Origin of the sequence: Pantoea sp. EA-12 (genome assembly GCF_030053355.1) — a bacterium.
GTDB lineage: Bacteria > Pseudomonadota > Gammaproteobacteria > Enterobacterales > Enterobacteriaceae > Pantoea > Pantoea vagans_C.
In genome coordinates this window covers 52,126-73,878 of the sequence record NZ_JASGBY010000011.1, presented here as the reverse complement: position 1 = coordinate 73,878, position 21,753 = coordinate 52,126, and the positions used below count along the sequence as shown (strand labels likewise).

Genomic DNA, 21,753 nt, shown 5'->3' with positions numbered 1-21,753 from the left:
GCTTAATTGGGGTCCGGAATTGCCGTTCCCCAGTTGCGCCACTCTTTCGGCGCTTCATCTTGCAGCAGGAAGTGCTTATCGGCTCCGGCCTGCGGTGCCAGTGGCACCGTCGGCGGGGTGGCAAACTGAATGCCGCCACGGATAAATTGCTGGAAGGTGCCGGTTTTCACCACGCCGCCAATCAGGCCGAAGTCGAGGTTATAACCGGAAGCCAGCCAGAACACCGAGTTGTTACGCACCAGATGCTGATATTTCTTGCTGATGCGCAGGGCGATCTGCACGCGGTCCGCCATGTTACCCAATGAGGTGCCGGTCACGGTACCCACTTCAACACCACGGAACAGCACAGGCGTGCCCAGCGACAGTGAACCGGCTTCGGTGGCATCCACATAGATGTTAAGACCGTTGAGGTAACGCGAATCGGTAATGGTGCTCTCCTGCAACTCAAACACGCGAGCCTGAGCACCTTTCCCCGGATCGACGTTGAGATAAGGCTGGAGCAGCGTTTCCAGATGGTTGACGCCCGCGGCCGAAATTTCCGGTGACACCACCGAGAAGCGGCTGCCGATGCGCGCGAAGTCCTGCACATATTCAGGATACAGCACGGCTTTTGCCACCACCTGGTTGTTGTCTTTGCTCAGTGCCAGTGATTCGACCTGACCAACATTGATACCGAGATAGCGAATCGGCATACCGGCTGCCAGTTTGCTGGCGTCAAAGGTGTGTAGGGTGATTTGGCTACCCACGGCACGCGCGGCGGTTTCAGATGAGTACAGAACGCGCTTCACGCCTTTAGCGGCCTGTGCGCCGGTCAGGTTATCGAAGCTGATAGCGCCTTTCAGCGCACGATTCAATGGCGAAGCCTGCACCGTTAAGCCGCTGCCGTTGAGCTGCACTTTCGCACCGCCTTCGGCCCAGAACACACTTTCACTGGTGAGCAATTTGCGATATTGCGGCTCGATGTGAATGGAAATCTCAAAGGCATCGGCGCGCGGTAACACGTCTACTACTTCACCCACCTGGAATTTACGATACAGCACCACAGAACCGGCCTGTACGTCTGGCAAACTTTCTGCGGTGAGTTTCAAGGTAGTCGGCGGCTGATCGCCAACGATGCCTTCCTGCGCACGTTCGGCGTCGGCATATAAAGGGTATCGCGCGGAGGGATCACCTTTGGTACCTGGCACCAGGCGAATGCCGCCATCGACCCATTCACGGGCGCTGGCACCCAACACCTGCATACCATCAAGACCAAACTTCACATCGAGACGGCTATTAACGATGAACTTGCTGTCAGCGTGTACCAGATGGCGGAATTCTGGATTGATCGCCACCGCGAAGCTAATGCCGTTCTCATCCAACTGGCGAGAGATAATCTGACCGATCTTCATGCCATACAGCATCACGGGTTGGCCTGCATCGATGCCGTAGGTTTCTGGCGCACTCAGTTTAACCGTGAGCACATCGGGTTTTTGCAGCAGAGTTTCGCTGGCGGGTAATACCGTGAAATGATCCTGCGGCTCGCCTTCACCGGGCACCAGTTCAAAAGTGTTGCCGGTGAGCAGGCTGCTGAGGTTGGTATCGGTCAGGCTTAGTTTTGGTGCGCGCATCTCAATACGCGTGCCGCTGCGCATCAGGCCGGTAACCGATGGGTCGACAGTCAATTCGCCCGTGACTTTGCCGCCAGGCAGCAGGTTTAGTTTGGTGAGCGTACCGACTTCCAAGCCTTGGTACATTAAGGGAGTACTGTCCGCTTTCAGGTTATCGCCATTCGGCAAATCAAGGCTGATTTGCACGCCACGTTGGCTGCGCGCCAGGTCAGGATACAGCTGATAGTTTTCATCGCTGTTAGCCTGCTGGCCGTCATTCGGGGAGTCAAAGGCAATGGCACCATTGACCAAAGCGGCCAGACTCTCCAGTTTGACCTTCGCACCACTGAGACTGACATCCGCATCGACACCAGACACATTCCAGAAACGACTCTGCTTTTTCACCAGGTTGACGAAGCGGCGCTCAATCAGTACGTCGACGGTCACGCCATCGGTATTGCTGTTGATGCTGTAGTCATAGACACGGCCCACCGGGATTTTTCGGTAATAGACCAGGGAACCTGTATTCAACGATCCCAAATCGGGTGAGTGCAGATGGATCAGCAGTTCACCGGTATTGACGCGGTATTTCGGTTGCGTATCTAACGCGGTGAAATGCTCACGTGGATTACCGCCACCGGGCATCATGCCGATATAGTTACCGCCGACCAAGGCATCCAGGCCAGAAACCCCTGCCAGTGAAGCTTTCGGTGTTACCAGCCAGAATTGGGTGTTGTCTTTCAGCGCATCGCGCATGTCACTCTTGATGCTGGCCTTGATCTGGATGCTGTGATAGTCATCGCTCAGCACGATACCCTGTACCGTTCCCACTTCCACACCCTGATAACGAATGGGTGTGCGTCCCGGCACGATGCCATCTGCGGTCTGGAAGTTAATGGTAATGGTGGTACCGCGCTCCTGATAATTGGTCCATAGCAGCCAACCCGCAATCAGCAGGGCAATAATGGGCAATAACCAGAACGGCGAAATCTTGCGTTTATTACGCAGATTGGCGCTAGTCGGTGTAGTCGGCGTTTCCTGTTGCATGTGCATCCCAGATCAGGCGGCTATCAAGCCACTCTACAGCCATAATGGTCAGGATGACTGCCGCGCCAAAGTAGAGCGCGGCAGGTCCCATGGTAAAAGCCAGCAGTTGATCGCGATTCACCAACGACATGGTGACCGCAATCACGAACAGATCCAGCATCGACCAACGTCCCACCCAGGTGATGGCACGCAGCAATCGAATACGGGTTTTGATGCCCTGTTCGCATTTAAAATGGATGCTGAGAAGCAAGGTCAGCATCACTAACACTTTGGTAAACGGCACCAGAATACTGGCGATAAACACCACCGCCGCGACAGGCACGTTACCGGAAGCCAGACCCAGAATACCGGAGAAAATGGTATCTTCGCGGCGCGCGCCGTTGACGTAAACCACTGAAATCGGCAGCAAGTTAGCGGGGATCAGTAGCACAATCGAAGCAATCAGCGCGGCCCAGGATTTCTGCAAACTGTGGCGACGACGGAAGTCGAGCGGGGTGTGACAACGCATACAGCGCCCGCGATCGTCCGGCACGCCGGTTTGATGACAGTTCAGGCAGACCTGCCACTGTTCAGGAGGAGAGGTTGGCACAGCCTGCGGATAATAGTGTTCCCACAGATCCTCAACGTTAAGGTGAATCAGCGTGAGCAGGCTCAGTACCGTCAGCGCGATATAGGCCACCAGACCGTAGCCCACTTCCAGCGCGGCATAATCCTGCACCTTGATAGAGGCGACTGCCACACCGACCAGATAGATATCCAGCATCACCCACTCTTTCAGCTTCTCCAGCATCAGCAATACCGGGCGCAGATTCATACCGAGGGCGTGGCCAATCCATAAATAGCAGATGCCCGCGACTAAGGTCATTGGGGCACCAATGGTGCAGAACGCCACCATGGAGGCAGTCAGGACGTTGCCCTGTTGCGCCATCTGGATCACACCTTCCACCAGGCTGGCGTTGATGCGCATGCCAAGTAAGCGAATATCTACCAACGGCAGGCTAAAGGCGAAGGGCATCAGCACGATCATGGTCACGGCCATCACCGTTAGACGTGTCATTGACCAGTCGTGGCCGTTTTGAATCTTTGCATGGCAACGCGGACAGTGCGCAGCCTGATGCGATTTCACATCCGGTAAGGAAAAAAGGGTATCGCATTGCGGACAACGCTGATAACGTGCGTGGGGCAACGTCTGGCTGATAGCGTGAATTTTCATAGGTGACGCAAATGGCCCATCGTTCGTTACAGTTACCGGCATGCTGAGCAGAGCAATCTGCCTGCAACATTCTGTGGTCCGAGAAAATTCTTAACCACCGACTGCTAAGGGTATAGTAACTAACACAATGATTCACCTTGTGGGGGTGGATTATTAGTGCTTATTTTAACAACTGGGTGACAACAAGGTCACGACAGTGACGAGTTATGGTTAAACAATGAACAAAAAAGCCTTTTATGAGGATTTGAATCGCGATGTCCGTGCACTGTTAGCGGGCGAAACCTCTTTCCTTGCGGCACTGGGCAATTGCAGTGCGCTGCTATTTGAGCGTCTGGAAGGTGTGAACTGGGCAGGATTTTACTTGCTGACCGAACCGAACACGCTGGTGTTGGGCCCATTCCAGGGCAAAATCGCATGCGTGCGTATTCCGGTGGGCAAAGGGGTATGTGGCACAGCGATTGCAGAGGATAAAGTGCAGTTAGTTGAAGACGTGCACGCATTCCCGGGACATATCGCTTGTGATGCTGCCAGCAACGCAGAAATCGTGATTCCTCTGAAAGTGAATGGCACCGTTGTGGGTGTGTTAGACATTGATAGTACGGTTTATTCTCGCTTTGATAGTGAGGATGAAACGGGGCTGGTGGCCCTTACCGACGGGCTTTGTGAAGTGCTGGCGGGCAGCGACATCGTAAAATTTATTCAGCTGACGCGCAGCTAATCGACTGGATCACATAGCATTTGGCGATGTTGTCATTATAATGTCGCCTGTTCATGCCTGCTCTGGTCGGCAAACCCGTAGTAATCAGGAAATTTCATGGAAAATCAACCTAAGTTGAATAGCAGTAAAGAAGTTATCGCCTTTTTGGCGGAGCGTTTTCCGCAATGCTTTAGCGCCGATGGCGAAGCGCGTCCGCTCAAGATCGGTATCTTCCAGGATCTGGTTGAGCGCGTTCAGGGTGAAAACAGCCTGAGCAAGACGCAACTGCGTTCGGCCTTACGTCTCTACACCTCTAGCTGGCGTTATCTTTACGGCATTAAAGCCGGTGCGACCCGTGTCGATCTCGACGGCAACGCCTGTGGCGTGCTGGATGAGCAACACGTGGAGCATGCGCGTAAGCAATTAGAAGAAGCCAAAGCGCGCGTTCAGGCGCAACGCGATCAGCAGCGTGCGAAGAAGCGTGAAGCCGGTGAAGAGACCGCTGAGCGTCGCCCGCGTAAGCCCGCACCGCGTAAAGCGGCTGAAGGCGGCGAAGCTGCACCACGTAAGCCTCGTCCACAGGCTCCGCGTGTGGCGTCGACTGAACGCCAGGCTGCACCACGCCCGCCGCGAGCAATACCTGTCACTGATACCTCAACTTTGCAGCTCGGCCAGAACATCAAAGTTAAAGCAGGCAAAAGTGCAATGGACGCCACCATTCTTGAAATCACCAAGGATGGCGTTCGGGTACAGCTCGCTTCCGGCATGGCAATGATTGTGCGCGCAGAACACTTGCAGTTCTGAAACGGAGGCTGACCCTGGCATGAACAACATTTTAAAGATCGGTATGATCGCGGGCCTGCTGTTAGCAGGCCCCACCTTTGGCGCAGACAACATTACCCGCGCCGACCAGATTCCCCAGTTACATGAAGATCCACAGCATCCTACCGTCAGCGAACGCGTCACATCGCGTTTTACCCGCTCTCATTACCGTCAGTTCGATCTCAATCAGGATTTCTCTGCGAAAATTTTTGATCGCTACCTGAATCTGCTCGACTACAACCATAATGTGTTGCTGGCCTCTGACGTTGCTCAATTCGCCGATAAGAAAACTACCATCGGTGATGAACTGCGCAGCGGTAAGCTGGATGTATTTTACGATCTCTACAATCTGGCGCAGAAACGCCGCTTTGAACGCTATCAATATGCGCTCAGCGTGTTGAACCGCCCGATGAATTTCACCGGCAATGACACCATTGACATTGACCGTTCAAAATCGCCATGGCCGAAGAGCACAGATGAGCTGAACGCGCTGTGGGATGCCAAAGTTAAATATGATGAGCTGAGCCTGAAACTGGCGGGCAAAGATGACAAAGAGATCCGCGAAACGCTGACCAAGCGTTACAACTTTGCCATTCGTCGTCTGGCGCAGAGCAACAGTGAAGACGTGTTCCAGCTGGCGATGACCGCGTTCGCGCATGAAATCGATCCGCACACCAACTATCTGTCACCACGCAATACCGAACAGTTCAACACTGAGATGAGCCTGTCACTCGAGGGCATCGGTGCTGTGCTGCAAATGGATGATGACTACACGGTCATTAACTCTATGGTGGCGGGCGGTCCAGCGGCGAAGAGCAAATCCATCAGTGTGGGCGACCGCATTGTCGGCGTGGGCCAACCGGGCAAGCCGATGGAAGATGTGATTGGCTGGCGTCTGGATGATGTGGTCTCCAAAATTAAAGGACCGAAGGGCAGTAAAGTGCGCCTGGAAATCCTGCCAGCCGGTAAAGGCACTAAAACTCGTACTGTGACCCTGACGCGTGAGAAGATCCGTCTGGAAGATCGTGCCGTTAAAGGTACGGTTCACAATGTGGGCAAAGAGAAAGTCGGCGTACTCGACATTCCTGGCTTCTATGTCGGCCTGACTGACGATGTGAAAGTGCAGCTGCAAAAACTGCAGAAGCAAAACGTCGACAGCATCGTCATCGACCTGCGTACCAATGGCGGTGGTGCATTGACCGAAGCGGTATCACTCTCTGGTCTGTTTATCCCTAGCGGCCCGGTGGTGCAGGTGCGTGACAATAACGGTCGCGTACGTCAGGACAGCGATAACGACGGTATCGTGTATTACAAAGGCCCGTTGGTGGTATTGGTCGATCGTTTCAGTGCCTCAGCGTCTGAAATCTTCGCTGCAGCCATGCAAGACTACGGTCGTGCGTTGATTGTCGGTGAACCGACCTTTGGTAAAGGCACCGTCCAGCAGTATCGTTCGCTGAACCGCATCTACGATCAAATGCTGCGTCCAGAGTGGCCAGCGCTGGGTTCTGTGCAGTACACCATCCAGAAGTTCTACCGTATCAACGGCGGCAGTACTCAGCGTAAAGGCGTTACGCCAGATCTGCTGATGCCAACCGGCGTGGAAGCGGCAGAGACAGGTGAGAAGTTCGAGGACAACGCGCTGCCATGGGATAGCGTGAATGCGGCGACTTATACCAAAACCGGTGATATCACCGCGCTGGTGCCGCAGCTGACCAAAGAGCATGCCGATCGTATCGCCAAAGATCGCGAGTTCCAGTACATCCTGAAAGACATTGCGCGCTTTGATGCTATGAAGGACAAGCGCAACATCGTGTCACTCAATCTTGCCCAGCGTGAGAAAGAGAACCATGAGGATGATGCACTGCGTCTGGAGCGTATCAATGCACGCTATCAGGCCGAAGGCAAAGCACCGCTGAAGAGCCTGGATGATTTGCCAAAAGATTACAAAGAGCCGGATCCGTACCTGGATGAAACGGTCAACATCGCCAATGACATGGCGCAGCTGGAGAAATCCCAGCCTGCTGCCAGCGCGAAGTAATCCTCAGCTTCATCAGAAGCACCGCTCCGGCGGTGCTTTTTTTTGCGCTAAAATCATTGTTTATCGTGGCTAATGGGCAGATTCAGGCACACCATTACCAAATGTAAAGTTATGTCTTTTTAGACACTTAAAGATTAAGGTTGCTTGAAATGCTGCGCAATGAACATAGGATATATATCCGCGCATGAGCGCGAGCACAACTGAGGAAGATTAACGTTTATGATGCGTATTGCGCTTTTCCTGGTCACCAACCTGGCGGTGATGTTGGTATTCGGACTGATTCTGAGTCTGACAGGAATCCAGTCAAGCAGTGTTCAGGGTCTGATGATTATGGCAGGTCTGTTTGGCTTTGGCGGTGCGTTTGTTTCACTGCTGATGTCCAAGTGGATGGCGTTACGATCCGTTGGCGGTGAAGTGATTGAACAACCCCGTAACGAGACAGAACGCTGGTTGATGGACACCATCAGCCGCCAGGCTCAACAGTCCGGCATTGCGATGCCGCAGGTGGCGATTTACCACGCGCCAGATATCAACGCCTTTGCGACCGGTGCGCGTCGTGACGCCTCATTGGTGGCGGTCTCGACCGGTTTACTGCAAAACATGAGCCGTGATGAAGCGGAAGCGGTGTTGGCGCACGAAGTGGCCCATATCGCCAATGGTGACATGATCACCATGACGCTGATTCAGGGTGTGGTAAACACCTTCGTGATCTTTATTTCGCGTATTATTGCGCAGGTGGCTTCAGGCTTCTTGTCGGGCAACCGCGATGGTGAGGAGAGCAGTAACGGTAACCCTCTGGTCTATTTTGCTGTCGCTACCGTGCTGGAACTGGTGTTCGGTATTCTTGCCAGCATCATCACCATGTGGTTCTCACGTCACCGTGAATTCCACGCGGATGCCGGTTCTGCCAAATTGGTCGGTCGAGAGAAGATGATTGCCGCCCTGCAGCGCCTGAAAACCAGCTATGAGCCGCAGGAGCCAAGCAGCATGATGGCGTTCTGTATTAACGGTAAAAGCAAATCGTTGAGCGAGCTGTTTATGTCGCACCCGCCGTTAGACAAGCGCATCGAAGCGCTGCGTAATGGCGACTATTTGAAGTAATCGATAGTTGAATGAACAAGGGCGCCTGATGGCGCCCTTGTTGTTTTTAAGCGTCGGTCACGGCACGCGATTGTGACATGCGCGCCATGCTGACCACAGCAGCAACGCTGGCAAAGATACCTGCCAACACTAACGATGCGTGGGTGCCGCCATCGTTGAAGAGGTTCAGCATTAAGGCGACCAGGGCTGCCCCCATGCTTTGACCGACTAAGCGTGCAGTACCGAGCATACCGCTGGCTCCGCCGCTTCGGTTACGCGGCGCGGAAGAGACAATGGTGTGGTTATTGGGAGACTGGAATAAGCCAAAACCGGCACCGCATAAAATCATGCGCCAGACAATATCCGCATTCGTTGGCTGTGACGGTAAGAGTGCCAGCAGGAATAAACCGGAGGCAAAGATCGCCAGCCCTAATCCGCCGAGTAAACCCGCGTGAACACGTCCAATCAGCCGGCCTGCAATCGGTGCCATCACGCTGGTTGCCAGCGGCCATGGCGTGAGTAGCAGTCCTGTCGCCACTTCATCACGGCCCAACACGTTCTGCATGAAAAAGGGCAGAGACACCATCGCCAGCATCTGCGCACAGAAGGAGCAAACCGACGTGCACATCGACATGGCAAAAATCGGGATGCGCAGCAGGTCCACGGGCAGTAACGGCACGGTCATGGAGAGTTGACGGCGAATAAACACCACGCCAACCACCACCAGTGCCACCACCTCGCCCAGAATTAATCCGCGATTCTGGCCCTGTGCAAAGCCACTTAATGCTGAGATCAACAAGCCGAAGAACAGGGCGTTCATGATCGCACTAGGCACATCAAATTTCTGTTGGGTGGCTTTCTGAGTGTTATCCGGCAGGAAGCGCAACGCCAGCCACAGCGCCAGAATACCAATCGGGATGTTAATCAGGAAAAGCCACTTCCAGCTGGCGATAGAAAGGATTGCTGCGGCAACGGTCGGCCCGGCGGCACTCGATACTGCCACGATCAGCGAGTTAATTGCCATGCCACGTCCAAGGAAACGCTGTGGATAAATAATGCGAATCAGCGCCGTATTCACGCTCATCAGCGCCGCACCACCAAATCCCTGCAGGATACGCGCCACTGTCAGCATATTCAGTGAAGAGGAGAGGGCGCAGAATAAAGAGGTCGCGATAAACAGCGCCAGACCCACCTGATAAACACGTCGGTAACCCAGCATGTCGCCCAGGAAAGAGAGTGACAGCAATGAAATCACAATGGCGATTTGGTAGGCGTTAACAATCCAGATTGATTCCGCGGGGCTGGCATTCAGCTCACGTGCAATGGTGGGCAGCGCCACATTGGCGATAGCGCCGTCTAACACGGCCATCATGATGCCCAATGCGATAGTGATAATGGCACCATAGCGCTGCGGAACGGGCAATCCATCCTGAGTAAGTGTAGGGGACATAAAAAGGAATAAGTGAAGTCAGTGAATATCATCATGCTAATCAATTATGTGATGGAAAGCACCGAATTCATTGACAAAAAATTACGAAGGAATGTGTCTTGCCGTGCGATTCGTTGCCCCCGCTGGGCTGAAACGCATATACTGGCGTTTCTGTTCCGTTTTTTTTGAAACACCGTCAAAAAAGGATACGCGCAATGGCGAGCAGCGATAACGATAAACAGCCAGATTCCGTTTCATCCGTGATGAAAGTATTCGGCATACTGCAGGCGCTCGGAGAAGATCGCGACCACGGCATCACCGAATTGTCGCAGCGTGTAATGATGTCGAAAAGCACGGTATATCGCTTTCTGCAAACCATGAAATCGCTGGGTTATGTGGCGCAGGAAGGCGAAAGCGAAAAATACTCGCTGACGCTCAAACTGTTCGAGCTGGGGGCGAAAGCCCTGCAAAACGTGGATTTGATCCGCAGTGCAGATGTGGAGATGCGTGAGTTATCGCGCCTGACCAAAGAAACCATCCACCTCGGTGCGTTGGAAGAAGACAGTATTGTCTACATTCACAAGATCGATTCGCTGTATAACCTGCGCATGTATTCGCGCATTGGTCGGCGAAATCCATTGCACACCACCGCGATTGGTAAAGTGCTGCTGGCTTGGCGCGATCGCAACGAAGTGCAAGAGATTCTGAGTGAGGTGGAATTTCGCCGTAGTACCGCCAATACCATCGTCTCGGCGGATGCTCTGCTGGATGTGCTGGATCAGGTCAAGGTACAGGGCTTCGGTGAGGATAATGAGGAGCAGGAGGAAGGTTTACGCTGCATCGCGGTACCGGTATTCGACCGCTTTGGTGTGGTGATTGCTGGGCTGAGTATCTCGTTCCCGACGATTCGTTTCTCGGAAGAGGGTAAAGCGGAGTATGTCGCGATGCTGCACCGTGCGGCACGTAATATTTCTGATCAAATGGGGTATCACCAGTATCCTTTCTGATACAGATTAACGGGCTGTTTCCAGCCCGTTTTCGTGATTAATTGTCTACCACTTCACCGCTTTTCTTCAGCAATGGGCAATCTGTCACACCCACAATGCCACTGTCCGTATGCAAATATTGCGCGGTGATCACACCTCTCGCTGTCAGATAGCTACACTGCAAACCCAGACCGGCCGCATTTTTATTGCTGCCTGTTAGTACGCCATAACCGGTAAACAACATGGCCAGCCAAATCACGCCCACCACGATAATTGCTCGAATGAAAAGTTTCATTTTATCTCCTTGTGATAAACAACGCAGCTATCCTGAAGTCGCTGCCATTTCTATAGTAGCAGCATGCCGCGTCCTTCCGACGAAATCGATCAGAGATAACTGAAAGCTACACAGATGCGGGATAATCTGCTTTCCGCCGGCAACCATTATCTTTTCCGCACACAACGAGTAGAATCAGCGGCGGTGTAAGTGTTTTATGTTTGACAATAGAGGCAGTTATGAACGAGTTAGCCGCAAATACCAGTCCGCTGTTGAGCTATGGCGTACTGGCCATCATTATTGTTGTGGCCTTTATCGCCTGGTTCTTCGTCAACCGGGCCAGCGTACGTGCCAGTGAACAGATCCGTTTACTGGAAGCGCTGTTAGAAGAGCAGAAAAAACAAAATGCGCTGCTGCGCCGCCTCGCGGATGCTCAGCCTGCCACAGCAAAACAGCAGGAAGAAGAAGATGCCATAGAGCAGCGCGACTTCATCCGCATGATTCCAGAACGTTAAACACACGGAGCAGTAATGGCCTGGCAAAACCCCTGGTATGACGCATCGCTGGCACATCACACGCCAGAAGGCTTCCGCAACCCGGAAGAGGAGTTGCGCCAACCAGGGGATTTGCAACGCTGGCGACGCGAGCGAAAGGCCGACAACCTGCCACGCCCGCCGCAAGCCGGATATCCCGCCTTTATTGATCGCTGGTGCCAGACCACGGATTTAAGTGGTGATGACGACCGCATCTGGTGGCTGGGCCATGCAGCATTGCTGCTGCGCCTTAATCAACGTTACATCCTGATTGACCCGGCACTCTCATCACGCGCGTCACCCCTGCCGTTTGCTGGACCGCAGCGTAAAACCCCTGCGCCACTCAGTATCGCGCAGTTGCCGCATCTCGATTTCGTCCTGATTTCCCATAATCACTATGACCATTTGGATCGCCCGACTATCAAACGTATTGCACGTCGTTTTCCTGCTGCACAATTTTTGGTGCCACTGGGCATGGGGGTATGGTGTCGCAAACGTGGGGTGCGCAATATCAGCGAACTTGATTGGTGGCAGTCCAGGGACGTTGCAGGACTAACATTTACCGCAGTACCAGCCCGGCACTGGAGTATGCGCACCTTCTGGGACCGTAACCGATCTCTCTGGTGTGGTTGGGTGGTGCATAACCAGAATCTGAATTTTTGGTTTTCGGGTGATAGTGGTTACAGCGATAACTTGCTGGAAATTGGTAAGCGTTTGGGCCCGTTCAATCTTGCGGCTTTGCCGATTGGCGCCTATGCACCAAAATGGTTCATGCGGGGACAGCACATGGATCCCGATCAGGCGGTAGCATTGTGGCAAGCTATTGGCCGCCCACTGACGCTGCCTATTCACTGGGGCGTGTTTGAACTGGCAGATGATCCGTTAGATGAACCCCCAGTGGCGCTGGCACAGGCAATGGATGCTGCAGGCGAAGATAAAAGGCGCTTCGCGCCGTGGAGAATAGGTGAGAGCCGCACTCTGCAAAATATCGATTCGGATTAATCCTAAGCGCATTTTGTTAAATCAAGCAATGCGGTGCATTTTTTTAACATTTATTTGTTGTCTGGATAGTTAAAATTAAGATAACCGCCAAATTCGTTATGCATATATTTGGGGCAATCCTCAGTTTATTTTCCTGATTTTGGTGCAAAACTATTTATGAGTTGTACCTAATACCGGCTGCTGTACAAGTTTTGCGCAATGCACGATTGTTGCATTAAGTGCGAACTTTTTGCCGGAATATTTTATTCATGCCATATTAGTGCAATATTTTCTGCGTAAAGTAATCCGCTTTAATTGTGCTGGTTTTAGTTAACCCGCTCCGCTTGACTAATGTCGCTACTGGCGCTAACCACCCTGAAGCATAACCCTTTTTTGCTCAGATGGATGTGAAGCTGTCAATATGAAAACTAGTCTGCTGTGCGGCTTTTCAGCCAATTATGTGCGTTGTGTCGATCACCGTTTAAAAATGGCTTGCCATTAATTTGCGAATATGTGATAACGACTCGTGGGTCAAACGAGGTACAGTTCTGTTTATGTATGGCATCTTCAGTAAAGAAGTTACGAGTAAAGACGTTGACGTTGAATACTGCTTCCTTGCCGAACCTTAAATTAGTGCCTCATTCAGTAATGTCTCTGGTTTATCTGTAAGACTGCCTTCGGGCAATATAAACAATCAAAGGAATTTGCAAAAATGGCAAAGATTAAAGGTCAGGTTAAGTGGTTCAACGAGTCTAAAGGTTTTGGTTTCATTACTCCTGCTGACGGCAGCAAAGATGTGTTCGTACACTTCTCTGCAATCCAGGGTAACGGCTTCAAAACTCTGGCTGAAGGCCAGGCTGTTGAGTTCGAAATTCAGGATGGCCAGAAAGGTCCAGCTGCAGTAAACGTTACTGCTATCTGATTTCGTTCTCAGACTTGGTGCCATGCGCCACTGACACGAATTTAAAGCCCCGGTCTCTGACCGGGGCTTTTCTTTATCCTTTCTGTTGCCAGATGATCAGGGTAAACTGCGCGCGAATCGCTAACCCGGAGTTATCTATGTCTTTGATTTGCCCCCTTTGTCATCAATCCTTGCAGCAGCAGGCGAACAGTTTTCGCTGTGGTGCTGGCCATCAATTCGATCAGGCGAAAGAAGGGTATGTCAATCTGCTGCCGGTTCAGCATAAAGGCTCGCGTGAACCGGGTGATAGCGCCGAAATGCTGTTGGCGCGTCGGGCGTTTCTCGATGCAGGACACTATCAGCCGTTACGCGATGCCGTTGCGCAGACTCTGGCGCAACATCTGAGCGGACAAACGACACAGGTACTGGATATTGGCTGTGGCGAAGGCTATTACACTGCCGCTATGGCCGAGGCATTGCCACAGGCGCAGCTATTTGGTCTGGATGTCGCCAAAGCCGCGATTCGCATGGCCGCCAGGCGTTATCGTCAGGTGAAGTTTTGTGTGGCCTCCAGCCAGCGCTTACCCTTTGCAGATGCATCACTAGACGGCATCGTGCGCATTTATGCCCCATGCAACGAAGCGGAGTTGAGTCGTGTGGTGAAAGTGGGGGGGTATTTGCTGGCTGTCACGCCAGGACCGCATCACTTGCAGCAGTTTAAGGCGCTGATCTACAGAGAAGTACAATTGCACGCCGCGGAAGAGAAGCCCTATGAGGGCTTTACTCAGGTTGACCAACACAATCTGCGATATGAAATGACCTTAAGCGGTGCCGAGGCGGTGAGCTTACTGCAGATGACGCCGTTTGCGTGGCGTGCGCGCGAAGCGGTATGGCAAGAACTGGCGGCAGCTGACAGCTTCAACTGCGACGCCGATTTTGTTCTGACACTCTGGCAGCGCGTTTAACGCGCTTCAACCAGCGTATTGTAAATGCGCTCCAGGTCGTCGAGCTGTTTCACAGCAATCAGTAAACGACGCTGCTCCAGTTGCATCACCAAAATGCCGTCTTCCGACAAGTTCATACTCTGAATACGGCGATAATCAATCCACACGCTGCCGAAAAATAACCCTTCATTTTTCATCAACAGTTTTGGCGTGCGCAGCCAGAACAGCCAGATGGCCATGAAACACAGCACCATCAGCAGCGTAGTTGTGAGCTGTGGTCCGTGATTGCTGACGTTATTCCAGAGAAGAATCAACAGTAAAACGATAAAGATCCCACTGTCGATTTTATGGCGGCGGCGCAACGCGACACGCAATTTAGTGGGGCCATGACGACGCGGTAGAATCGCATCATCATAGATGGCAAACAGAGCGAAAGCGAAGATAAGCAGGGCGATCAGCGCGTCAGTCAGTGACATAAAAATATTTCTTCCTCAACCGAATTTACCTCAACGTTGACGCTCAGGTAACGCCGCTGGAAAACAGCCGGGAGCGTTAACTCCCGGCAGCATGTTTACAGACCGAGCAAGCCGATCCAGTAACCGAAGATACCCAAGGCAAAGAAGCCGACGATAATCCACAGTGCGTTAACTTTGCGGCGCAGTAACCACATGCAGCCGAAGGTCAGCAGCAGCGGAATTAACCCCGGCATCAACTGATCGAGAATCGACTGTACGGTGGTGACGGTGGTTTTGCCGGTGTGATCGGTAATGCGCGACACCACAAGCGGCACGTTCACATGTGTCCACTTGTTGACCAAGGCCCCCATAACAAACAGGCCGAGAATCGACGCACCCTCCGTGAGTTTCTGCAGGAAACCGCCGCCCATATCGCTAACGATATCCACACCTTTGCGATAGCCATAAGCCACACCGTAGTAACGCGTCAGCATACGCACAGCGTTAAACAGAATGAAGAACAGCAGCGGACCCAACAGGCTACCGCTCATCGCGATACCGGCACCCAGCGCGGCGAATACCGGACGCACGGTACCCCAGAAGATTGGGTCACCCACACCCGCCAGCGGCCCCATCAGACCGACTTTGATACCGTTAATCGCGGCATCATCAATAGCGGCACCGTTAGCACGCTGTTCTTCCATCGCCATGGTGACACCCAATACCGGTGCCGCCACGTAAGGGTGGGTATTGAAGAACTCCAGGTGACGTTTGATTGCCTGTTTACGGTCATCATTGTTCTCAGGGTAAAGGCGACGGATCACCGGTACCATTGAGAAGCAGAAACCCAGCGCCTGCATACGTTCAAAGTTCCAGGAACCCTGAAACAGGTTAGAGCGGATGAACACACCACGGACGTCGCTCGGGGTGAGTTTCTTTTCAGTGTTAGTTGTATCAACCATGATTTCACCTGTTCCTAGTCGAGTTCGTTGTCGAGGTCGTTGTGCGCAGGACCGGCCGCAGCAGCGCCCGCTGTGCGATTATATTTTGGCGCCAGCTGGATATAGAGAATCGCCATAACCACGCCAATCACGCCCAGTGCAACCAGGTTGAAGTTGGTGAAGGCCGCGGTAACAAAACCCAGATAGAAGAACGGCATCAGGTAGCCTGCACGCATCATGTTGATGACCATCGCATAACCCACGACGACGATCATACCACCGGCGATATTCAGACCATTGGTGACGACTTCAGGAATAGAGTTCAGCAGTTCCTGTACCACGCTGGTGCCGACTGAAATCGCGACAATCAACGCAGGGATGGCGATACGCATCGCCTGCAACACCAGGGCTGAAACGTGGATCCAGCTGATGGCGCTCAGGTTACCTTTCTCCGCGGCCTTATCGGCAGCGTGCTGGAAGGCGACGGTAATGGTACGCACGATAATGGTCAGAACCTGACCGGCAGCAGCCAGTGGGATGGCCAGGGCAATACCGGCACCGACGCTCTGTCCACCGGCAATAACCAGAATGGTAGAGATGATGGACGCCAGAGCCGCATCGGGTGCAACCGCTGCACCGATGTTCATCCAGCCCAGTGCGATCATTTCAAGGGTACCACCGATGATGATACCGGTTTTCATGTCACCCAGGACTGCACCGATCAGGGTACAAGCCACCAGTGGACGGTGGAACTGGAACTCATCAAGAATTGAACCCATCCCGGCAATACAAGCCACAATAAATATCAGGATGATTTGTAGCGTGGTTATTTCCATTGCTTTTCTCCTCAGCAAGGTCTCAAGTATTCGCCCGCCAGCGCAGGCAAAAGCGAACTACTGATTGACCTTCGCGATCAGGTCCATCATTTTCAGCCTCGGGTCGTTCGAGACTTTACGCACTTCCAGTTCGATGCCACGTTCATTCAGCTTGCGGAAGGCAACGATATCTTTCTCATCGACGGAAACCGCATTGTTGACCTGGGTTTTACCCTGCTTGAATGCCATACCACCAATATTAACCGACTTGATATCAACGCCTTGTTCAACGATCCGTTCTACATCGGTAGGATTGGTGAACAGCAGCATCACGCGATCGCGGCCATATTTCGGGTTGTTCCACACGCGAATCATCTTATCGATGCCCACAACGTGCGCGGTGACGCCCGGCGGTGCCACTTGGGTCAACAATGTCTTACGCACGGTGTCGTTGGCGACTTCATCGCTGACGACAATGATGCGTGTGACGTTGGTCTCTTTGGTCCAGCGAGTGGCCACCTGGCCGTGAATCAGACGGTCATCAATACGGGCAAGCCCGATCTTCATATGCTCATCTGGGCCGAGTGGTTTTTGCGGTTGGGCAGGGGCTTTTGCCGCGACAGGGGCTGGTGCGGCTTGGGCAGGGGTTTCGGTCTTCAAGGCTTTTACGCCTTCCCGACCGGCTTCCACCGCAATGTGAATCAGTTCCTCCAGTGATGGGTTGTCATCACGCCCCATCAGGGTTTCAACCAGCATCGGGATGTTCACCCCGGCGATGACATCGTAACCCGGCTTGTCCACCACAATGCGGCTGGCCGCGTTGAAAGGACTGCCACCCCAGGTATCGACCAGGAACAGCACGCCCTTGGACGTGTCGAGATCGGCCAGTCGCGCCTGATACTTTTCAATTAGCGTTTCTGCATTTTCGCCGGGCACGAAATCAATCCATCCGACATTTTCCTGCTCACCCAACAACATTTCTGCTGTTTTAAGCAGCTGTTCTGCCGCCCAGCCATGTGTACCAATTACAATAGCAATGGTCACTTGCTACCTCCGTTCGCATGAGAGATTCTCTGGCTTCGCCGGGAATCATTGAGAATTACCGTTGTTGTTTCAGGTGGATCGTTTTGGTCTAAGATGAAGAAACGCATCAATAAATAATCCGAAACTGTCCGCTGCACAGCGATAAGGTCGCGATTTATTTTAGTGTGCGAAAAAATAATTTATGTGATGTTTGTCAGCTATTTCGAGCGTAACCCTGCAAAATTGCATTTAACTGCGTGATTCATGCGTTAGCGCAATTGTTTGTAAATGTAATAAAATTTTTTGACGTGGTTGATGTAACTGATACATTAGCGATCTGTTTAATATTCAGGAGTACCGGGCTTCAGCTCACCTTTATGGACCGTCACCGACGTCGCTCAACTTGTTCTCAGCGCTTTCTGGCGCATGCTTCAACGCTCTTCAGCGTGACCTCAATTGCTAACGATCTTCCGTCTCGCCCTCTGGCGCAGGCTCAGTTTCGTTCGCCCATTTGTGTTGTAAGGAGTCATTGATGGAAATTCTCTTCGACCCCTCAATTTGGGCGGGTTTACTGACGCTAATCGTGCTCGAGATCGTTCTCGGTATCGATAACCTGGTCTTTATCGCTATCCTGGCGGATAAATTGCCGCCGAAGCAGCGCGATAAAGCGCGTCTGATAGGCCTTTCCCTCGCATTAGTGATGCGACTGGGCTTACTGTCCTTGATTTCGTGGATCGTGACATTGACACGGCCCCTATTCAGCGTAGGCGATTTCAGTTTTTCCGGGCGAGATTTAATTCTGTTGTTCGGTGGTTTGTTCCTGTTATTCAAAGGAACCATGGAACTGCATGAGCGGCTGGAAAGCCGGGGCATGGACCATCAGGGCAATAAAGGGTATGCCAGCTTCTGGGCCGTGGTGATTCAGATCGTGGTGTTGGACGCCGTGTTCTCACTCGATGCGGTGATTACCGCCGTGGGTATGGTGAACCATCTGCCGGTGATGATGACCGCCGTAGTGATCGCCATGGGTGTGATGCTGTTGGCCTCTAAACCGTTGACGCGTTTTGTGAATGAGCACCCAACGGTGGTGGTATTGTGTCTGAGCTTCCTGTTGATGATTGGTTTGTCACTGGTGGCAGAAGGCTTCGGCTTCCACATTCCGAAAGGCTATCTGTACGCCGCGATTGGCTTCTCTATCGTCATTGAGTTGTTCAACCAGATTGCGCGCCGTAACTTTATTCGCCATCAGGAACATCGCCCGATGCGCGAGCGTACCGCCGAAGCCATTCTCCGTCTGATGGGTGGCCGCCGCCAGAGTCATCAGCCGGTCACCACCGAAGAAGCCGCTTTGACGCAAGCGATGCCGCAGGAAGCATTTAAAGACGAAGAGCGTTACATGATTAACGGTGTGTTGACGCTTTCTCAGCGCTCTATACGCAGCATCATGACGCCGCGCGGCAACATTTCGTGGGTCGACGTTTCGCGTCCACTGGATGAGATTCGTATTCAGTTGCTGGATACACCACACAGCCTGTTCCCGGTATGTCGGGGTGAGTTGGATGAAATCATCGGTGTGGTGCGCGCGAAAGAGCTGCTCGTGGCGCTGGAGCACGGTATGGATGTTGCGACCTTTGCCGCCAATACGCCGGCAATCGTGGTGCCTGAAACGCTGGACCCGATCAACCTGTTGGGCGTCTTGCGCCGCGCGAAAGGTAGCTTTGTCATCGTCACTAACGAGTTTGGTGTGGTGCAAGGTTTGATCACCCCGCTGGACGTACTGGAAGCGATTGCCGGTGAATTCCCGGATGAAGATGAAACCCCAGACGTGATTGCCGATGGTGATGGCTGGTTAGTGAAAGGCGGAACCGACCTGCACTCGCTGCAGCAGTTGCTGGATTATCATGAGCTGGTGAACCCGGAAGAGGACCATGCTTCCCTGGCCGGTTTACTGATCGCCCAGAAGGGCCAGCTGCCACAGCCAGGTGAAGTCATTGACTTGCCACCGCTGCATTTCCAAATCATTGAGGCTACAGACTACCGCATCGATCTGGTGCGGGTAACCAAAGACAAGCCGCATGATGATGAAGAACATGAAGCGTAGAGATTAAAATAATATCGCTACACGTAAGGCCGTCGAAAGACGGCCTTTTTTATTTTGGGGGGATGAAAGATGTTCGGCCTTTGACTCTCATTGACAACGCGCATGTTGCTTCATAAAGCCAGTAAAGGGGAATGAGGAGTAAAGCGTCCGCCGCAAGGATGCGGCGGTCGAGGCTACAGGGAGGTATTTACGCCGACTTTACGGAACATCCCCTTTACTGGCTGGAACGCACCTGACTAGACAAAATCAGCAACTTTGCTCAAGCACTTAAATGCGCCAAATGCTGTTCCAGCCACACCGGGAAATCCTCAATTGGCATCGGGCGGGCATAGTAGTAACCCTGCAAATGGTCGACACCGCGTTCACGCAAATAGTGAGCCTGCTCAGCGGTTTCAACACCCTCGGCGACCAGCGCAATATTCAAACGCTGTGCCAGGGAAATCACCATATCCGTAACCGTAGCGTTGATAGCATCGGTGCCAATGGCTGCAGTAAAAATCTTGTCAATCTTCAGCACGTCTGGCTTCAGATCCTTAAGGTAGGCAAGAGAACTGTGGCCGGTACCGAAATCGTCAATCGCCAAACGCACGCCAATTTCATGCAGTTGTGACACCACAGACTGATCAATCACCGGTAAGGCATCGCGTTCGGTCAGTTCCACCACCAGTTTCGGTAGAGGATTTGCCGGCCACCAAATACTCTGTAAGTCTTCTACAATCGCGCGGTCGCGGAAATGGCTGGCAGCAACGTTAATGGCGATATGGAAAGAAGGACACTGCGGCAAATTGGGCAACTCATCCACGACTTTTGCCAGAACAAAACGGGTCAAGGGTGCAATCAGATTTTGACGCTCAGCCAAGGGGATAAACACATCGGGCGCGATCCAGCCTTGACGAGGGTTATGCCAGCGCAACAGCAGTTCAATGCCATCGCATTCACCACTTTTTGCATTAATCAGCGGCTGGCAATACACCATAAATTCGTTTGCTGTGATGCCGTAACTGATCTGCCAGCTCAGGCTCATGCGATTAGCCGTAGCCAGCCAGACGATATAACCGATGAGCAAACTCAGCAGCACGGCAAGAGGAAGCTGTGAGGGAAGCGTATTCAATGCCAGACGGGCGGGAGAAGGTCCATACAACGTAATGCTAAACGGATAACGCAGTGAGGCCTGATCGTAGGCGACTTCGTCTTCCGATGGCACCGTGTGTTCAATCAGTGGATTACCGTATTCCAGACTCTGACCGCCCACATTGAAAATGGCACGTTCAACCCAGGGTAATTGCGGCTCCAACAGATAGTTGGTCATCAACTCAACGTTGATCACCTGCAGCAGACCATCGCGGTTATCCAGCGATTTAGGCGTCCACAGCAGCAGCACCGGAGAGCCCTTTAACAGATAGTTATCTGTGGTAAGCATCATGCGCTGGTTATTAATCGCCAGCTCAGGATAAGTCTGGCTAAAGGAAATATTGCGCGGGCCATAAATGCTGGAGCAGTAAATGCTGTCGTCCTGCACCAGCAGGATAGTGCGAACGGTCTGCAACGCCGAGATTTTCTCAATCAGCGGATAGCGCACTTGCGCACAGGGCACGCCAACCAACCCAAGGGTGTTGTTGGCTGACACATCAAGTGGCGAGAACATGCGGTCAAAGCGCTCAATGGCGCGCGAGGCGAAATTTAATGACTGCTGCTCAATACGCGACTTCTCTTCGATATAGCGAAAAGTCAGCGTAAGAATCAGAACCAGCGCTGCGATCACTAACGCAATAAGCAGGCGCTTACGGCGAAATTGACCGACAAATTGCTGGGGAATGAGCATCAGTAACCACCTTGCAAAACAAAGATTGAAGCCAAATTAACGTGTAGGTTATCGGCATAGAG

The 21,753-nt window shown here is 52.7% G+C and carries 20 protein-coding genes; 11 read left to right on the top strand and 9 right to left on the bottom strand.

Annotation, left to right across the window (positions count from 1 at the left end; genetic code table 11):
- Positions 1–2: 2 nt before the first annotated feature.
- Positions 3–2,636 carry a PqiB family protein gene (locus QMZ30_RS16890; RefSeq protein ID WP_283228261.1) on the bottom strand — a complete coding sequence of 878 codons (2,634 nt, stop codon included), beginning with the start codon at positions 2,634–2,636 and terminating at the stop codon, positions 3–5.
- Entirely contained in the window at positions 2,605–3,849 is a 1,245-nt protein-coding gene (gene yebS / locus QMZ30_RS16885; protein WP_283228260.1) for a membrane integrity lipid transport subunit YebS, read from the bottom strand. Before yebS ends, QMZ30_RS16890 begins: the two co-directional genes overlap by 32 nt.
- A gap of 217 nt (positions 3,850–4,066) precedes the next feature.
- Here yebS and msrC point away from each other — a divergent pair, with 217 nt between their 5' ends.
- The 4 genes from msrC to htpX all read left to right on the top strand — a co-directional run bounded on the left by msrC (position 4,067) and on the right by htpX (position 8,507).
- Positions 4,067–4,567: a free L-methionine (R)-S-oxide reductase MsrC gene (gene msrC, locus QMZ30_RS16880; RefSeq protein WP_039335404.1), complete on the top strand. Its 501-nt coding sequence runs from the start codon at positions 4,067–4,069 to the stop codon at positions 4,565–4,567.
- Between the two features lie 96 nt (positions 4,568–4,663).
- Positions 4,664–5,350, top strand: a complete 687-nt coding sequence (gene proQ / locus QMZ30_RS16875) for an RNA chaperone ProQ (RefSeq protein WP_283228259.1) — start codon at positions 4,664–4,666, stop codon at positions 5,348–5,350.
- Between the two features lie 19 nt (positions 5,351–5,369).
- Positions 5,370–7,406, top strand: coding sequence for a carboxy terminal-processing peptidase (gene prc / locus QMZ30_RS16870; RefSeq protein WP_283228258.1), 2,037 nt, complete (start codon positions 5,370–5,372; stop codon positions 7,404–7,406).
- A 219-nt stretch (positions 7,407–7,625) separates the two neighbouring features.
- Positions 7,626–8,507: a protease HtpX gene (htpX, locus tag QMZ30_RS16865; protein WP_039335407.1), complete on the top strand. Its 882-nt coding sequence runs from the start codon at positions 7,626–7,628 to the stop codon at positions 8,505–8,507.
- A 46-nt stretch (positions 8,508–8,553) separates the two neighbouring features.
- Here the strand turns inward: htpX and QMZ30_RS16860 are convergent, their stop codons facing one another.
- Positions 8,554–9,936, bottom strand: coding sequence for an MFS transporter (locus QMZ30_RS16860; protein ID WP_283228257.1), 1,383 nt, complete (start codon positions 9,934–9,936; stop codon positions 8,554–8,556).
- Positions 9,937–10,130: 194 nt separating this feature from the next.
- Here QMZ30_RS16860 and kdgR point away from each other — a divergent pair, with 194 nt between their 5' ends.
- Entirely contained in the window at positions 10,131–10,922 is a 792-nt protein-coding gene (gene kdgR / locus QMZ30_RS16855) for a DNA-binding transcriptional regulator KdgR (protein WP_039335410.1), read from the top strand.
- A 37-nt stretch (positions 10,923–10,959) separates the two neighbouring features.
- Here kdgR and QMZ30_RS16850 read toward each other — a convergent pair whose 3' ends face one another.
- The gene (locus QMZ30_RS16850) at positions 10,960–11,196 is read right to left on the bottom strand and encodes a YobH family protein (protein ID WP_039335515.1); all 237 of its coding nucleotides are present in this window, start codon (positions 11,194–11,196) and stop codon (positions 10,960–10,962) included.
- Positions 11,197–11,414: 218 nt separating this feature from the next.
- On the opposite strand from QMZ30_RS16850, the gene QMZ30_RS16845 reads away from it, so the two are divergent.
- From QMZ30_RS16845 to rlmA, 5 genes are all read left to right on the top strand, one after another.
- Entirely contained in the window at positions 11,415–11,690 is a 276-nt protein-coding gene (locus tag QMZ30_RS16845) for a YebO family protein (protein WP_283228256.1), read from the top strand.
- A gap of 15 nt (positions 11,691–11,705) precedes the next feature.
- A complete protein-coding gene (locus tag QMZ30_RS16840; RefSeq protein WP_283228255.1) occupies positions 11,706–12,710 on the top strand; it encodes an MBL fold metallo-hydrolase in 1,005 nt (334 codons plus the stop codon).
- A gap of 533 nt (positions 12,711–13,243) precedes the next feature.
- On the top strand, positions 13,244–13,318 hold the full coding sequence (locus tag QMZ30_RS16835) for a DUF2627 domain-containing protein (RefSeq protein WP_153011405.1): 75 nt from the start codon (positions 13,244–13,246) through the stop codon (positions 13,316–13,318).
- A gap of 83 nt (positions 13,319–13,401) precedes the next feature.
- Entirely contained in the window at positions 13,402–13,611 is a 210-nt protein-coding gene (gene cspE / locus QMZ30_RS16830) for a transcription antiterminator/RNA stability regulator CspE (protein ID WP_034828712.1), read from the top strand.
- A 137-nt stretch (positions 13,612–13,748) separates the two neighbouring features.
- Positions 13,749–14,555: a 23S rRNA (guanine(745)-N(1))-methyltransferase gene (gene rlmA, locus QMZ30_RS16825; protein ID WP_283228254.1), complete on the top strand. Its 807-nt coding sequence runs from the start codon at positions 13,749–13,751 to the stop codon at positions 14,553–14,555.
- Here rlmA and QMZ30_RS16820 read toward each other — a convergent pair.
- From QMZ30_RS16820 to manX, 4 genes are all read right to left on the bottom strand, one after another.
- Positions 14,552–15,010, bottom strand: a complete 459-nt coding sequence (locus QMZ30_RS16820) for a DUF986 family protein (protein WP_039335416.1) — start codon at positions 15,008–15,010, stop codon at positions 14,552–14,554. The two genes, rlmA and QMZ30_RS16820, sit on opposite strands and share 4 nt — an antisense overlap.
- A gap of 95 nt (positions 15,011–15,105) precedes the next feature.
- Positions 15,106–15,951 carry a PTS mannose transporter subunit IID gene (locus QMZ30_RS16815; RefSeq protein WP_039335418.1) on the bottom strand — a complete coding sequence of 282 codons (846 nt, stop codon included), beginning with the start codon at positions 15,949–15,951 and terminating at the stop codon, positions 15,106–15,108.
- Between the two features lie 14 nt (positions 15,952–15,965).
- The gene (locus QMZ30_RS16810) at positions 15,966–16,766 is read right to left on the bottom strand and encodes a PTS mannose/fructose/sorbose transporter subunit IIC (RefSeq protein ID WP_039335419.1); all 801 of its coding nucleotides are present in this window, start codon (positions 16,764–16,766) and stop codon (positions 15,966–15,968) included.
- A gap of 57 nt (positions 16,767–16,823) precedes the next feature.
- Positions 16,824–17,789, bottom strand: coding sequence for a PTS mannose transporter subunit IIAB (gene manX, locus QMZ30_RS16805; protein WP_283228253.1), 966 nt, complete (start codon positions 17,787–17,789; stop codon positions 16,824–16,826).
- Positions 17,790–18,300: 511 nt separating this feature from the next.
- On the opposite strand from manX, the gene QMZ30_RS16800 reads away from it, so the two are divergent.
- A complete protein-coding gene (locus QMZ30_RS16800) occupies positions 18,301–19,869 on the top strand; it encodes a TerC family protein (RefSeq protein WP_039335421.1) in 1,569 nt (522 codons plus the stop codon).
- A 259-nt stretch (positions 19,870–20,128) separates the two neighbouring features.
- On the opposite strand, the gene pdeD is transcribed toward QMZ30_RS16800, so the two are convergent.
- Positions 20,129–21,691, bottom strand: a complete 1,563-nt coding sequence (gene pdeD / locus QMZ30_RS16795) for a cyclic di-3',5'-guanosine monophosphate phosphodiesterase PdeD (protein WP_283228252.1) — start codon at positions 21,689–21,691, stop codon at positions 20,129–20,131.
- Positions 21,692–21,753: the final 62 nt, after the last annotated feature.